This is a genomic window from Mycobacterium zoologicum (assembly GCF_020181635.2).
Lineage (GTDB): Bacteria > Actinomycetota > Actinomycetes > Mycobacteriales > Mycobacteriaceae > Mycobacterium > Mycobacterium zoologicum.
Genome location: NZ_JAYJJS010000028.1, coordinates 26,264 through 39,928, shown reverse-complemented (window position 1 = coordinate 39,928; position 13,665 = coordinate 26,264). Strand labels below are relative to the sequence as shown.

Annotated in this window: 14 protein-coding genes and 1 pseudogene; all 15 read right to left on the bottom strand. The window is 69.4% G+C overall.

The window, feature by feature from the left end; all coding sequences use genetic code 11:
• Positions 1 to 120 precede the first annotated feature (120 nt).
• On the bottom strand, positions 121 to 1,134 hold the full coding sequence (locus K6T84_RS19200) for an alcohol dehydrogenase catalytic domain-containing protein (protein ID WP_224860838.1): 1,014 nt from the start codon (positions 1,132 to 1,134) through the stop codon (positions 121 to 123).
• A 60-nt stretch (positions 1,135 to 1,194) separates the two neighbouring features.
• Positions 1,195 to 2,250 (bottom strand): annotated as a pseudogene (locus K6T84_RS19195) (NUDIX hydrolase).
• Positions 2,250 to 3,374, bottom strand: a complete 1,125-nt coding sequence (locus K6T84_RS19190) for a glycosyltransferase family 4 protein (RefSeq protein WP_225400237.1) — start codon at positions 3,372 to 3,374, stop codon at positions 2,250 to 2,252. The pseudogene K6T84_RS19195 and the gene K6T84_RS19190 overlap by 1 nt, the downstream one beginning before the upstream one ends.
• Positions 3,374 to 4,324, bottom strand: coding sequence for a phosphatidylinositol mannoside acyltransferase (locus tag K6T84_RS19185; RefSeq protein WP_408066144.1), 951 nt, complete (start codon positions 4,322 to 4,324; stop codon positions 3,374 to 3,376). Before K6T84_RS19185 ends, K6T84_RS19190 begins: the two co-directional genes overlap by 1 nt.
• A 5-nt stretch (positions 4,325 to 4,329) precedes the next feature.
• Positions 4,330 to 4,992 carry a phosphatidylinositol phosphate synthase gene (gene pgsA / locus K6T84_RS19180; protein ID WP_224860844.1) on the bottom strand — a complete coding sequence of 221 codons (663 nt, stop codon included), beginning with the start codon at positions 4,990 to 4,992 and terminating at the stop codon, positions 4,330 to 4,332.
• On the bottom strand, positions 4,989 to 5,549 hold the full coding sequence (locus K6T84_RS19175; RefSeq protein ID WP_225400238.1) for an ATP adenylyltransferase: 561 nt from the start codon (positions 5,547 to 5,549) through the stop codon (positions 4,989 to 4,991). The genes pgsA and K6T84_RS19175 overlap by 4 nt, the downstream gene beginning before the upstream one ends.
• Positions 5,546 to 7,591, bottom strand: coding sequence for a threonine--tRNA ligase (gene thrS, locus K6T84_RS19170; protein ID WP_224860848.1), 2,046 nt, complete (start codon positions 7,589 to 7,591; stop codon positions 5,546 to 5,548). Before thrS ends, K6T84_RS19175 begins: the two co-directional genes overlap by 4 nt.
• Before the next feature lie 91 nt (positions 7,592 to 7,682).
• Positions 7,683 to 8,306 carry a PaaI family thioesterase gene (locus K6T84_RS19165; RefSeq protein WP_224860850.1) on the bottom strand — a complete coding sequence of 208 codons (624 nt, stop codon included), beginning with the start codon at positions 8,304 to 8,306 and terminating at the stop codon, positions 7,683 to 7,685.
• 151 nt (positions 8,307 to 8,457) lie between these two features.
• Positions 8,458 to 8,913 (bottom strand): DoxX family membrane protein, encoded by a 456-nt coding sequence (locus tag K6T84_RS19160; protein ID WP_224860852.1) that lies wholly within the window; start codon positions 8,911 to 8,913, stop codon positions 8,458 to 8,460.
• Positions 8,914 to 9,012: 99 nt separating this feature from the next.
• Entirely contained in the window at positions 9,013 to 9,903 is an 891-nt protein-coding gene (locus tag K6T84_RS19155) for an NAD(P)H-dependent flavin oxidoreductase (protein ID WP_225402025.1), read from the bottom strand.
• Between the two features lie 65 nt (positions 9,904 to 9,968).
• On the bottom strand, positions 9,969 to 10,307 hold the full coding sequence (locus tag K6T84_RS19150) for a cupin domain-containing protein (protein ID WP_224860854.1): 339 nt from the start codon (positions 10,305 to 10,307) through the stop codon (positions 9,969 to 9,971).
• Positions 10,308 to 10,330: 23 nt separating this feature from the next.
• Positions 10,331 to 10,756 (bottom strand): hypothetical protein, encoded by a 426-nt coding sequence (locus K6T84_RS19145; RefSeq protein ID WP_224860856.1) that lies wholly within the window; start codon positions 10,754 to 10,756, stop codon positions 10,331 to 10,333.
• A complete protein-coding gene (locus K6T84_RS19140) occupies positions 10,753 to 11,460 on the bottom strand; it encodes a helix-turn-helix transcriptional regulator (protein WP_224860857.1) in 708 nt (235 codons plus the stop codon). Before K6T84_RS19140 ends, K6T84_RS19145 begins: the two co-directional genes overlap by 4 nt.
• Positions 11,457 to 11,801, bottom strand: a complete 345-nt coding sequence (gene fdxA, locus K6T84_RS19135; RefSeq protein ID WP_224860859.1) for a ferredoxin — start codon at positions 11,799 to 11,801, stop codon at positions 11,457 to 11,459. The genes K6T84_RS19140 and fdxA overlap by 4 nt, the downstream gene beginning before the upstream one ends.
• A gap of 183 nt (positions 11,802 to 11,984) precedes the next feature.
• Positions 11,985 to 13,637: an acyl-CoA synthetase gene (locus tag K6T84_RS19130; protein WP_225400239.1), complete on the bottom strand. Its 1,653-nt coding sequence runs from the start codon at positions 13,635 to 13,637 to the stop codon at positions 11,985 to 11,987.
• Between the last annotated feature and the right edge of the window lie 28 nt (positions 13,638 to 13,665).

The window sequence follows — 13,665 nt, the reverse complement described above, 5'->3', positions numbered from 1 at the left end:
ACCGGGATACCGATCCAGTGTAGTGGGCGGTCGCCAGCCGATTTTCCCCTCGTCAGTCCACGGTGATCCATGAAGCCGCCGACCCGCTGGGACTACGACGCCGCCTGAGGGATACACCGCTCACATGGTCAAGACCATGCGGTAGCGCGCCCGGCCCTCCGCCATGGCGGCGTAGGCCTCGGCGGCCCGCGCCAGCGGCATCTCTTCGATGCGGGCCCGCACCCCCGACTGCACTGCGAAGGCCATGGTCTCCTCGACGTCGCGGGCGGTGCCCGAGGGGTGGCCGGTCACGCTGAGTCCCGGCCCGATCAACTGCACCGGGGAGATCGGCAACGGCTCTGCGCTCACCCCGATGATCACCAGCTCGCCGCGCGGCGCCAGCCCGCCGAGCGTGTCGGCCATGGCCTGCGAATTGGCGGCCGTGGCCAGCACCACCGATGCGCCGCCGAGGTCGCGCAACGCGGCCGCGACGTCACCGGCGGTCGAGTCGACGTAGTGGTGGGCTCCCAGCGCGCGGGCGTCCTCGGCCTTGCCGGCGCCGCGGGCGATGGCAATAGTCTCGAAACCCATGGCGGCGGCGAACTGCACACCCAGATGCCCCAGTCCGCCGAGGCCCAGCACCGCGACCCGGTCACCGGGCAGTGCCCGGGTGGAGCGCAGCGCATGAAAAGTGGTCACCCCGGCGCAGCCCATCGGTGCCGCTTCGGCGAAGGACAGCTGATCGGGGATGCGCGCCAGCGCGTTGGCCGGCACGGTGACCGACTCGGCGTAGCCGCCCGGGTAAGCCAAGCTGGGCACCTGCCCGTTGGCGCAGTGGATGAAATCGCCTTTGCGGCAGGGGATGCAATGGTTGCAGTGCCCGCCGAACCAGCCCACCGCGACCCGGTCGCCGACCGCCCACCCCGTCACACCGGTCCCGAGTTCGGCGATGGTCCCGGCGATCTCGTGTCCCGGAGTCAACGGCCAGCGCAGGCCGGGGAATCCGCCGTTGACGATGCCGTGATCGGTGCCGCACACACCGCAGGCGGCAACGGCGATGCGGACCTGATCGGCCCCGGGGCCCGAGGTGTCGACGTCGACGAGGGCCAGCGCGGCCCCGGCGGATTGGACGTGCACGGCGCGGTGGGATGACATGGGTGGATCCTATGCCGCCCCCGAGCGGCAACCCAGCGTGCGAGCAGCACCTGCCTTCGGTCAGGCGATCCGGCGAATGCCCGGGGTCACGCCGGTCGTGTCGGCTAGCGCCGCGGCCTCGGTCAGCCGCTCACCCAGCTGCAACGGGTACACCGTCTCCCCCGCGCCGGCCAGTTCGGCGATCTCCTGCGCATCACACCAGCGATGACCATTCAGGTAGCGCTGCTCCAACCCGGTCCGGTTCGCGCCGGACGGCTCGAACCGGCCGGTGCGGTGGACGAAGAAGAACTCCTGGCTGTCGATCCGCTCGCCGTTGAACTCGAAGACCGCCTCGCGGCGCCAGATCGGTCCGATCAGCTCCCCCGGCTCGACGCGCAGGCCGGTCTCCTCGGCCACTTCGCGGGCCGCGGCGTCGGCCAGCGGCTCGTCCGGCCCGACCTGCCCGCCGACGGTGAACCACCAGCGCGGCGCCGGGCCGGCCGGGCCGTCGTCGGGCAGCGCCGGATCGCGACCCCGCAGCAGCAGCACCGCCCCGCCCTCGTCGAGCAGCACCACCCGCGCCGAGACGCGCGGCATCTACCCGCTCTCCGCAGGCGGGGCGCCCCCGTGCATGACGGCCCGCTCGACGATCTCGAAATACCGTGGCATCGGCGCGGTCCCGCCCAGGTGCAATGCCCGCACCAGCGGGCGCTCCCGCAGCGCCACGGTGTCGCGGACCGCATCGTTGTGGAACCGGCGGGCCAGCAGCACCCGGGCTTCGGCGTCGGCCATCTCGGCGACCAGCGCCACCGGCAGGGAATCAGGGCCGATCATCGCCAGCTGGGCTGACAACGCGTTCTCGGCGACCTCACGATCCTCGCGTTTCGCCCGCTCGGCGGCGTCGGCCAGGCCCGCCAGACGCCGGCCGGCCGCCGCGTCGCCATGGGCCTCGATCGAGACGGCCCGCGCCACCACCGCGCGGCGCGCCAGCGCCGCATCCAGTGCATGCCAGGACAGATCGCAGCGCACGTGCAGCCGGTTGAGCCGGCTGGCGGTCTGATACGCCCAGGCCAACCAGGCGGCCAGCACCGCCACGCCTGTGAGCACCAGCAGGGTCACCACCGTCGGCCACCCCATCAGTCACCCACCGTGACCTTGCCGCCGACGCCGGCGACCGTCTCGTAGACCCGCATGATCTGGTCGGCCACCACCGACCAGTCGTAGCGCCGCACCGCCTCGGAGCCGGCCGCAACATACGACGCCCGCAAAGTGTCGTCGTCGAGCACCTCGATCAGTGCGGCCGCCAGCGCCGCGGAGTCGTCGACGGGCACCAGCCGGCCCGCCTGTCCGTCGCGCAGCACCCGGCGGAACGCGTCGAGGTCGCTGGCGACCACCGCGGTGCGCGCGGCCATCGCCTCGGCCAGCACGATCCCAAAGCTCTCGCCACCGGTGTTGGGTGCGCAGTAGACGTCGGCGCTGCGCAACGCGGATGCCTTCTCAGCGTCGTTGACCTGCCCGAGAAAACGAAGGCACGAAGCTAACTTCCCCGCATTGCTGCGCAATTCGTCTTCGTCGCCGCGACCGACGATCAACACCTGCACGTCGGGGAACTTCGCGACCAGAGTCGGCAGTGCGGCCACCAGCACCGCCATGCCCTTGCGCGGTTCGTCGTAGCGGCCCAGAAACAGCACGGTTCGGCCGGGCCGCGGATACCCGGGCAACGGCCGGGCGGACGCGAAAGAGGCGACGTCGACCCCGTTGGGGATCTCCACCGCGTCGGACCCGAGCGCCTCCATCTGCCAGCGCCGGGCCAGATCCGACACCGCGATCCGGCCGATGATCTTCTCGTGCATCGGTCGCAGCAGCGCCTGCACCATGCTCAGGGTCAACGATTTGGTCGTCGAGGTGTGAAAAGTCGCCACGATCGGGCCCTCGGCCGTGTTGAGCGCCAGCATCGACAGGCTGGGTGCGTTGGGTTCGTGCAGGTGCAACACATCGAAATCGCCCCGCTTGAGCCACTTTTTGACCTTGCGGTGCGCGGCCGGGCTGAACTGCAGCCGGGCCACCGACCCGTTGTAGGGAATGGCCACGGCCTTGCCCGCCGACACCACGTACTCGGGCAGCTCGACGTGTGGCGATGCCGGTGCCAGCACGCTGATGTCGTGACCGCGGTTGCGCAGCACCTCGGCGAGCTGCAGCACGTGCGCCTGCACGCCGCCGGGCACGTCGAACGAGTAGGGGCAGACCATGCCGATCCGCATCAGCTCTCCTCCAACCGTGCCCGTCGGGACTCGGGGAGATCAGCGACCCACTGCGGCTGCAGCATGTGCCAGTCGGCCGGATGAGCCGCGATCCCGGCTGCGAACGTGTCGGCCAGCGCCTGGGTGATCGCTTCAACTCGTTCAGCGACGTCGCCGCGACCACGGCAGTCCAGCGGCGGGCCGATGCGCAGCCCCCAGCCGTCGCCGTCGAACCAGGTGTGCGTGGGCAGCAGCGCCGCCCCGGTCTGGATCGCGAGTTTGGCGGGGCCGGCGGGCAGCCGGGTCTGTTCGCCGAAGAAGTCGACCGGCACACCGTTGCGGGTCAGGTCCCGGTCGGCCATCAGGCACACCAGCCGGTTCGCGGTGAGTCGCTCGGCCAGCACCTCGAACGGCGGGCGGGGCCCACCCGAGAGCGGCAGCACCTCGAATCCGAGGCCTTCCCGGAAGGCCAGGAAACGCCGGTAGAGCGACTCCGGTTTGAGGCGTTCGGCCACCGTGGTGAACCCGCCGTGGGTCTGGGCCAGCCATACCCCAGCCATGTCCCAGTTGCCGCTGTGCGGCAACGCCAGCACCGCCCCGCGACCGGCCTCCAACGCGGCGTCGACGTTGTCGGCACCGACGACGGTTTCGTCGACCCGGGCGGCCACCGCCGCGTGGTCCATGGCGGGCAGCCGGAACGCCTCACGCCAGTACCGCCCGTAGGAGGCCAGCGACTCGCGCATCAGCTTCGAGGGCACCTGTGCCGGTGTCACTCCCAGCACCCGCGCCAGGTTCTTGCGCAGCTGCTCCGGTCCCCCACCACGCGCCGCATACAACGCACCGGCATCGAACGCGTTGCGGGCGAAGAACTCCGGCATCGCACGGACCATCATCCAGCCGGCGGCGAAACCGGCGTCGGTGGCCCAGGCGTCGAGCTGGCTCAGGCCGGGAACGCGCAGACCGCTCGGGATGAAGGTCACGATCCCGTGTTCCCCTGCGCGTCGGCAGAAGGCAGCGGCTCCATCGCGCCCGGCGAGGTCCGCACGGTGTGTAGGCGCTGGGCGCAGGTGATCAGGCTTGCCACCGCCAGCAGCCACATCGCCACGTGCAGCGCCCACGGCAGCGGGAAGCCCGGCAGATCAGACAGCCCGGCGCCCACCAGCACGATGATCAGCCGCTCGGGGCGCTCGATGTAGCCGCCGTCGCCGCGCAGGCCGCTGGCCTCGGCGCGCGCCTTGATGTAGGAGATCACCTGCGAGGTGACCAGGCAGATCAACGTCGCAACCACCAGCGGCGGGCAGTGCAGACCGAAGGCCGCCCACCAGGCCAGCCCGCAGAACACCGCACCGTCGCTGATCCGATCGCAGGTGGCGTCCAGCACCGCGCCGAAAGCGCTGCCGCCGCCGGTCTGGCGGGCCATCGCGCCGTCGACCATGTCGAAGTGCACGAAGAACCAGGCGATCAGGGTGCCGGCGAACAGATGCCCGGCGGGAAACAGGGTCAGCGCCGCGAGCACCGCACCGGCGGTTCCGATGATCGTGACCATGTCGGCGGTGAGCCCGGCGCGCAGAAACGCCCGCGCCACCGGAGTGGTGAGACCGGCGAAGGTCGCCCGGGACAGGAAAGGCAGCCGGCTCATTGCTGTTTCGCCCACTCCTCGGCGAGCAGCCGCCGGGTGTCGCGCAGCAGCTGTGGAATCACCTTGGACCCGCCGACGACCGTGATGAAGTTCGCGTCGCCGCCCCAGCGCGGCACCACGTGTACATGCAGGTGCTCGGCGAGCGACCCGCCGGCCGACTCGCCCAGGTTCAGCCCGACGTTGAACCCGTGCGGGTGGGAGACCGCCTTGATGACGCGAATCGACTTCTGGATGAACTTCATCAACTCCGTGCCCTCGGCCTCGGTGAGGTCTTCGAACTCCGAGAATCGCCGGTAGGGCACCACCATCAGATGGCCGGGGTTGTACGGGTAGAGGTTCAGTACCGCGTAGACGTGTTCGCCGCGGGCCACCACCAGCCCGTCCTCGTCGGACATGGTGGGGATGTCGGTGAAGGGCCGGCTGGAGCGTGCGGACCCGGTGCGCTGCAGCGGTCCCTCGGCCAGGTAGGTCATCCGGTAGGGGGTCCAGAGCCGCTCGAGGCGATCGGGCTCACCGGCGCCGGTGTCCACGATCGACTGCTCCTCGCCGGCGGTCACGCGCTGCCGCCCACCTTCACCGTGTCGGCGTTCGGTGCGGTGTTGTCCCGCGCCGCGATCCAGCCGGTGATCGCCGCCACCGCCTCATCTCGGGGCACCCCGTTGATCTGGGTGCGGTCGCCGAACCGGAAGCTCACCGCGCCCGCCTCGACGTCCCGGTCGCCGGCGAGCAGCATGAACGGCACCCGCTGGTTGGTGTGGTTGACGATCTTCTTGGGCATCCGGTCGTCGCTGGCGTCCACCTCGACGCGCACGCCCTGGCTGCGCAGTTGCGCGGCAACGTCTTCCAGGTAGCCCACGTGCTGGCCGGCGACCGGGATGCCGACCACCTGCACCGGCGCCAGCCAGGCCGGGAAGGCGCCGGCGTAATGCTCGGTGAGCACCCCGAAGAACCGCTCGATCGAACCGAACAGTGCCCGGTGGATGAGCACCGGCCGCTGCCGGGTTCCATCACTGGCGGTGTACTCCAGCTCGAAACGGTCGGGCATGTTGAAGTCGAGCTGGATGGTCGACATCTGCCAGCTGCGCCCGAGGGCGTCCTTGACCTGCACCGAGATCTTCGGCCCGTAGAACGCCGCGCCACCGGGGTCGGGAACCAGGGTCAGCCCGGAGGCTTCGGCGACCTCGCGCAGCGTCTCGGTCGCCTCCTCCCACACCTCGTCGGAGCCGACGTACTTCTCCGGGTCCTTGGTGGACAACTCCAGGAAGTAGTCGTCCAGGCCGTAGTCGGCGAGCAAGTCGAGCACGAACCGCAGCAGCGACGTCAATTCCTCGCGCATGTTCTCGCGCGTGCAGTAGATGTGCGCGTCGTCCTGGGTCATGCCGCGGACCCGGGTCAGCCCGTGGATCACACCGGAACGCTCGTAGCGGTAGACGCTGCCGAACTCGAAGAGCCGCAATGGAAGTTCTCGGTAGGAGCGCCCCCGCGACCGGAAGATCAGGTGGTGCATGGGGCAGTTCATCGGCTTGAGGTAGTAGTCCTGGCCGGGCTTGCGCAGGGTGCCGTCTTCGGCGAGCTCCGCGTCGATGTGCATCGCCGGGTACATGCCCTCGCGGTACCACTCCAGGTGGCCGGACGTCTCGTAGAGCTCGGACTTGGTGATGTGCGGGGTGTTGACGAACTGGTAGCCGGCCTCGATGTGCTTGCGTCGCGAGTACTCCTCCAGCTCCCGGCGGATGATGCCGCCCTTGGGGTGGAAAACCGGTAGGCCCGAACCGATCTCGTCGGGGAAGCTGAACAGGTCCAGCTCGACGCCGAGTTTGCGGTGGTCGCGGCGCAGCGCCTCCTCGATCAGCTCGAGGTGGCTGTCCAAGGCCTCCTGCGATTCCCATGCGGTGCCGTAGACGCGCTGCAGGCTTGCGTTGTTCTGATCACCGCGCCAGTAGGCAGCCGAGGAGCGGGTGAGCTTGAACGCCGGGATGAACCGGGTGGTCGGGATATGCGGGCCACGGCACAGGTCGCCCCAGATCCGTTCCCGGGTACGGGGATTCAGGTTGTCGTAGGCGGTGAGCTCATCTCCACCGACTTCCATGATGTCGCTGTCACCGGACTTGTCGTCCACGAGCTCCAGCTTGAACGGCTCACCGGCCAGCTCAGCGCGGGCGGCGTCCTTGGACTCATAGACGCGGCGGGCGAACAGCTGGCCGTCCTTGATGATCGCGCGCATGCGCTTCTCGAGTTTTTCCAGATCCTCCGGGGTGAAGGCCTCCGGCACGTAGAAGTCGTAGTAGAAGCCGTCGGTGATCGGCGGGCCGATGCCGAGCTTGGCGGCCGGGAACAGGTCCTGGACCGCCTGGGCGAGCACGTGGGCACACGAGTGCCGGATGACGCTGCGGCCGTCGTCGGTGTCGGCCGGCACCGGGACCGCCTCGGCGTCGGTGTCGGGAATCCAGCTCAGGTCGCGCAGTTTGCCGGACCCGTCACGCACCACCACGATCGCGTCCGGCGCCCCCCGGCTGGGCAGACCCGCTGTGCGCACCGCGTCGGCGGCAGTGGTGCCGGCAGGAACCCGGATCGGGGCGGGCTGTGCGGGCGCACTCATGGTGTGGTCTCCAAGGGGATGTGAAGTGTCGAAACGTCTGCGGCCATGCTATCGGGGCTGATCCGGCCGGCCGCTCGGGAGTACGCCGACCTCACGGCTGGCCGGGTTTGAGCACCACGAACAAGGCCTCGGCGTCGGTGAGCAGCGTGTCGCCGTCGCACAGCCGGGTCTCGACGAAGATCTTGCGGCCCTCGGTGCGGCTGACCCATGCCTCGATCTGCAGCTCCTTGTCGATCGGGACGATGTTGCGGTAGTTGATGTGCAGGTAGGCGGTGCGCTGATAGGGCCCGCCGGTGAGCAGCCACGACGCGGTTCCCAGCACCGAGTCGAACAGCAACGCGATGGCCCCACCGTGCGCTGCCCCGTTGCGCCCTAGGTGGAAGCGCCGGAATCGGGCCCAGCCACGCAGCCGGTCGGCGGACCCGTCCTGCGAGCGTTCCCGCTCCACCTTCATCGGCACCGGCAGCAGGTTGCCGCGCATCGGCAGGTCCAGCCGGCGCCCCGACGGCGACGACCATTCGTCGGCGTCGAACGGCGCCAGCAGGTCGCAGACCTGCTGCACTGCGTCGGCAGCCCGGCTGAACACCTCGTCGGGGGCGTTGGCGGCCCGGGCGTGGTCCTGCAGAGCGCGCATGGCCTCCAGGAACCGGCCGTAGTCCGGCCCGCCCTTATCGGTCGGTTCGGGCGGATTGAAACCGCCGCCGGCGTGTGGCACCCCCCCTATTTAAGCGTTGCCGCTACGACCGCCGCGCAGGGTGGTGGCCTCACTGACATGAGTTGACATGACCGACAAGATGCGGCCACGCCACGGACAGGTCGGGGTCAGCCGTGGCGCGGCCGCAAGCCGGTGGGGGGTCGTGGCGGTGTCAGGTCAGCTGACGGACGTGCACAGCCTGTGCCAGCCGTGCCAGCACGACCGCGGAGACCAGCAGACCGAAGTCACGCAGGGCGACGTCGTAGTAGCCGGACAGCGTGAGCAGGTCGAAGATGATGCCGGCGAGCCACGCCGCCACCACCCAGGCCCCGATGCGCGGCGCGACCGCAACCAGCACACCGGCGACGATCTCGATGACGCCGATCAGGTACATGGCCTGGTCGCCGTTGCCCGGCAGAATGTCGTTGATCCACCCGGCGAGGTACTTGTCCCAGTGACTCGATCCCGTTGCGCCGGGCACGTGCGGCAGCAGATTGAAGAATTTGTCCACGCCGAACAGGATCGGAGCGACCGTGAACAGGGTGCGTAGTAGGAAGAACGCCTCGAACAGCGGATCCTTCAAGCGCTCCGAGACAGCGGGTGAACCCGCCCGATTGGTGGTGCTCATGACGTCCTCCTCGTTCTAACGGCTAATATTTTGTACGTTAGAACGAACCGGCTCTACCGTCAAGAGTTTTGTTTTATAGAAATTTTGCCAGGCCCTTGGCTACCCCCAGCGCGCCAGTAACTCCGCCGCCCCGGCGCACAGCTCCTCAAGCAAAATCCCCACCGGACGGCTGTCGACGACCATGCCCACGCCTTGGCCGGCGTCGACCGGAGCCACCCGCTGATCCTCGGCGGCGATCCCGGCGGCCAGTTGCGAGGCGGCATCCGGATCATCGGCCAGGGTGTCTTCCCGGCCCGCCCAGCGCGTCACGAAGTCGTTGTCCAACACCCGCGACGGGAACCGCGCCGGCCAGTCGAGCCGCTGACCGACGTCGAACACCCGGGTGGCGACGGTGTCGGTGCCGGCCGCGGAGATCAGCGCACGCCGGGCGCCGTCGCCGGTCAGCGCCTCGGGGCAGGCCGACAGGCAGGTGCCCAGCCAGGCACCGGCGGCGCCGGCCGCCAATACGGCGGCCAGGCTGCGCGGCGAGGCGATCCCACCGGCTGCCAGCACCGGCACGGTCGCGATGTCGAGCACGGCGTCGAGCAGTGGCAGGGTGGCCAGCCGCATCTCCCCATGTCCGCCGCCCTCGGCGCCGCGGGCCACCAACACGTCCACCCCGGCATCCTGGGCGCGCAGCGCGGTCTGGGCGTCATAGACCTGGGTGACGGCCAGGATTCCGGCACCGTGTGCGCGGTCCACCCAGGACAGGTCGGTGCCGAAACTCACCGACAGCAGGGTCGGCCGGGCGGCCAGTGCGGCGTCGAGCAGATCGGGCTGGTTACGAATCACCCAGTCCACCAGACCGATTCCGAACCGAGACGAGGTTCCCAGGTGCGCCAGTTCGCCTGCCAGGGTGGCTGCGGTGGCGGTGCTGCCCATGCCGATCATGCCCAGCCCACCGGCAGCGGTGACCGCGGCGGCCAACCGTCCCCCGGCGACGCCACCCATCGGGGCGTTGAGCACCGGCAATCGCAGCCCGGCGCGCGACGACCAGGGTGTGGCCAGCGGCACGGTCAGTGTGAGGCGCTCTTGGCCACGGTCAGCAGGATCACCGAGTCCTCCAGCGACTCCAGCGCGTGCCGGGTGCGCGGCAGCGTGACGATCTCACCGACGGAGCCCTCCCAGGCGTCGTCGCCGGCGGTCAGGCGGACCCGGCCACGCAGCACCTGCAAGGTGGACTCCCCCGGGCTGTCGTGCTCGGCCAGCGCCTGACCGGATTTCAGCGCGACGAGCGTCTGGCGCAGGTGATGCACGGAGCCGCCGTAGACGGTGTGTGCCGCACGCCCGCTGTGGTGAGCGGCCGCCTCGGCCAGCTTCTCGTCAGCCAACGCGTTCAGAGAAGTCGATTCCATCGGGATTCCTTTCGGTGGATACCTCAGCGGGACAACAACAGAATGCCCAATGGCACCAGAGCGGCGACCTTGATCACTTCCAGGACGACATAGGCGTAGTGGGCGCGGGAGCGCGGCGCCTCCAGCCCGGACAGCACCTGATCGGCGCGGCGCCCCAACCGCGGCCGGACCGCCACCACCTGGGCCAACAGCATGATCACCGCGATCGCGAACGTCACCGCGATGGGCGTGGTCGGCCGGGTGGAGACGAACGACGCGGCGATGGCGGCCGCCAGGGTGAATTCGGCGGTGTTCAGGGCCCGAAACACCAGCCGGCCGATACCCAGGCAGATCGGGATGGTCGCGTTGGGCGCACGGAACTTCAGCGGCGCTTCCATGAACGAGATCGCGGTGACCATCCCCAGCCACAGGAATGTCGCCGCGGTGGCAACGGCAGACCCGAGGCTCATCCGACGGCACCGTCTGCCGGATCGGCCTGCGACAGCGACGACGACTTCAGGTGTGCCACACAGAGATCGGGTTGGGCGAACGGGTCGAGGCGATCCACCGTCATCGATGCGTCAATCGATTCAAGGGCACCCTGCATCAGACCGAGGTGGATCGGACACACCACGTTGGTGGCTTCCTCGGCGAGTTCGAGGAACGGGCAGTGCCGCAACCCGAGCCTCTCCTGCCCGGCGGTGTCGGGTTCGAGGCGCTCGGGTGCGAATCCCAACTCGTCGAGCATGTCCACCAGCTGATCGGTGGTGTCGGCGTCCTCGGGTGCATCGCCGTTGTGGTCCGCCGGCCGCAGGCGCCGCCCCCACTCCCGGCCGGCCGCGAGCGCCTTGCCGCTGGGGTCCTGATCGGCTGCCAGCCCGATGGTGAGGATCTCGGCCAGCAACCGGAAATGGCGGGTACCGCCGCGGTCCATCTGCCGGATCGCCTGGAACATCAGCGCGGGGCGACCACGTCCCTTGTGGTCGGGTTCGGTGTGTTCGACCCGGCCTTCTTCCACCAGGGTGTCGAGGTGGAAACGCACGGTGTTGGGGTGCACCCCCAACTCATCGGCGATCTGCGCGATGCTCAGCGGAGCCTCGGCGGCCTGTAGCAGCCGAAGCACGTCGAGGCGACGTCCTCCGGGCGGCCCAGGCAGCTTCGCGATGTTGCTCACTCCCCCTGGGGAGGGAAGCTGGCGACCAGCGGGGTGTCGATACCGAGCGGGCCGATCTTGGCGGCGCCACCGGGTGAGCCGAGCGCCTCGTCGCGCCCCGGCAGCGGGTCGTTGAAGAACGCCGCGTTGTCGGCCTGGTGGGGCTGCAACTCGTCCGGCAGGTCATCTTCGTAGTAGATGGCCTCGACCGGACAGACCGGCTCGCAGGCGCCGCAGTCCACACACTCGTCCGGGTGGATGTAGAGGGCTCGACCGCCTTCATAGATGCAATCGACCGGGCACTCCTCCACGCAGGCCCGGTCCATCACGTCAACGCACGGCTTCCCGATCACATATGCCATGGGAGCAGAGTTTACACAAGAATTTTTGGAGAAACGACATAGGTAGGCCTAAATTTCGGGCGCTCGTCGCGATGCCCCCTCCAGGCCGCCGAATCGGCAAATCTGCACGGCGCGAGACGATCTCCGGCCGCGACGACACGAAGGGCTGGCCGCGGTGCGCGAGAAGCGCAAGCCGCGGTTCACCTAGCCGGTGGCCTGCTCCTTGGCCCAGCGGTAGTCGGCCTTGCCGGACGGCGAACGCTGCACCTTCGCACAGAACACCACGTCCTTGGGCAGCTTGTAGCGCGCGATGTGGCGGGCCGCCTCGGCGACGATGTCCTCCGTGGCGGCTTGTGCATCCTCGGCCAGTTGCACCACGGCGACGACCTCGTTGCCCCAGCGTTCGCTGGGCCGGCCGACCACCACCACGTCGTAGACGGCGGGATGCTGGGCGATCGCGGCTTCGACCTCCTCGGCGAAGATCTTCTCTCCTCCGGAGTTGATCGTCACCGAGTCGCGGCCGAGCAGCTCGATACCGCCGTCGGCGTCCCATCGGGCCCGGTCGCCGGGGACCGAATGTCGGATGCCGTCGATCACCGGGAAGGTGCGCGCGGTCTTCTCCGCGTCACCGAGATAGCCCAGCGGCACTATGCCCTGCTGGGCCAGCCAGCCGATTTCGTCGTCGCCGGGGCTGAGCACCCTGGCCATGTCCGCGCTGACCACCACCGCACCGGGGTTCGGGGCGAATCGGCCACTGGCGGCCTGGCTCTTGCTGGACACCTGGCCCATCTGGGCACCGGACTCCGAGGACCCCACGCCGTCGATGATCGTCAGATGCGGCAGCAGGTCTTGCAGGCGCGCCTTGATGCCCGGCGTCAGCGCGGCACCACCGTTGGCCACCACGAAGAACGAGGACAGGTCTTCAACTAGCTTCGGGCCCCCGGCCTGCAGCGCGTCGGCCAGCGGACGGCCGAAGGCGTCACCGACGACCGACAGTGAGATGACCTTCTCCCGGGCGACCATCTCCCAGGTCTCGGCGGCATCGAACCGGTCGGTGTTGGCACCCATCACGAACGGCCGGCCACCTGTCAGGCTGGTGAACGCGGCCCACTGGGCGGCGCCGTGCATCAGCGGCGCCACCGTCATCGAACCCGGCCCGCCGGCCGAGGCACGTTCCACGATCTCGGCGATGCTGGTGACTGCCTCGGTGGAACCGAACGGCCGACCGCCCATCGCGTTGATGAAGATGTCGTTCTGACGCCACAGGACCCCCTTGGGCATGCCGGTGGTGCCGCCGGTATAGAGCACATAGAGGTCGTCCGGGGACAGCTCCAGCTCCAGCGGCTCCGGCGAGGTGGCCGCCAGCAGCTCCTCGTAGCGCACCGCACCGGGCAGCGGCTCGTTGCCCGACTCGTCGTCGACGTGGATCAGCACCGGGGTGGGCAACCGGTCGCCGCTGTGGGCCAGTGCGTCGGCCAGCACCGGCGCGTAGCGGGCGTGGTACATGATCGCCTCGGCCTCGGCGTTGGTCAGCAGATAGACCAGCTCGTCGGCGACGTAGCGGTAGTTGACGTTGAACGGGGCGACGCGGGCGTAAAAGGCGCCCAGCATGCCCTCGAGGTATTCGTTGCCGTTGGCCAGGTACAACGCCAAGTGGCTCTGACCGGATTCATGCCCGGCGAGCTCCGAGCGCTCGCGGCGCAGGCCGAGGCCGCGCTCGTGCAGCGCCCGCGCCAGCCGGCGCGACCGATCCTCGACCTGCCGGTAGCTGAATCGCCGGTCGCCGAAGACGATGCAGACGCGATCGGGGACGGCCTGTGCCACCGCCGTGAACACCTGGGCCAGGTTGAACTCCACTGCCGCTCCTCCGATTCGCGCACCAGCA

Coding starts and splice junctions, on each gene's coding strand:
- K6T84_RS19200 (WP_224860838.1), bottom strand. CDS start 1,134: ATGTCATCCCACCGCGCCGTGCACGTCCAATCCGCCGGGGCCGCGCTG.
- K6T84_RS19190 (WP_225400237.1), bottom strand. CDS start 3,374: ATGCGGATCGGCATGGTCTGCCCCTACTCGTTCGACGTGCCCGGCGGC.
- pgsA (WP_224860844.1), bottom strand. CDS start 4,992: ATGAGCCGGCTGCCTTTCCTGTCCCGGGCGACCTTCGCCGGTCTCACC.
- thrS (WP_224860848.1), bottom strand. CDS start 7,591: ATGAGTGCGCCCGCACAGCCCGCCCCGATCCGGGTTCCTGCCGGCACC.
- K6T84_RS19160 (WP_224860852.1), bottom strand. CDS start 8,913: ATGAGCACCACCAATCGGGCGGGTTCACCCGCTGTCTCGGAGCGCTTG.
- K6T84_RS19155 (WP_225402025.1), bottom strand. CDS start 9,903: ATGGGTGGCGTCGCCGGGGGACGGTTGGCCGCCGCGGTCACCGCTGCC.
- K6T84_RS19150 (WP_224860854.1), bottom strand. CDS start 10,307: ATGGAATCGACTTCTCTGAACGCGTTGGCTGACGAGAAGCTGGCCGAG.
- K6T84_RS19145 (WP_224860856.1), bottom strand. CDS start 10,756: ATGAGCCTCGGGTCTGCCGTTGCCACCGCGGCGACATTCCTGTGGCTG.
- fdxA (WP_224860859.1), bottom strand. CDS start 11,801: ATGGCATATGTGATCGGGAAGCCGTGCGTTGACGTGATGGACCGGGCC.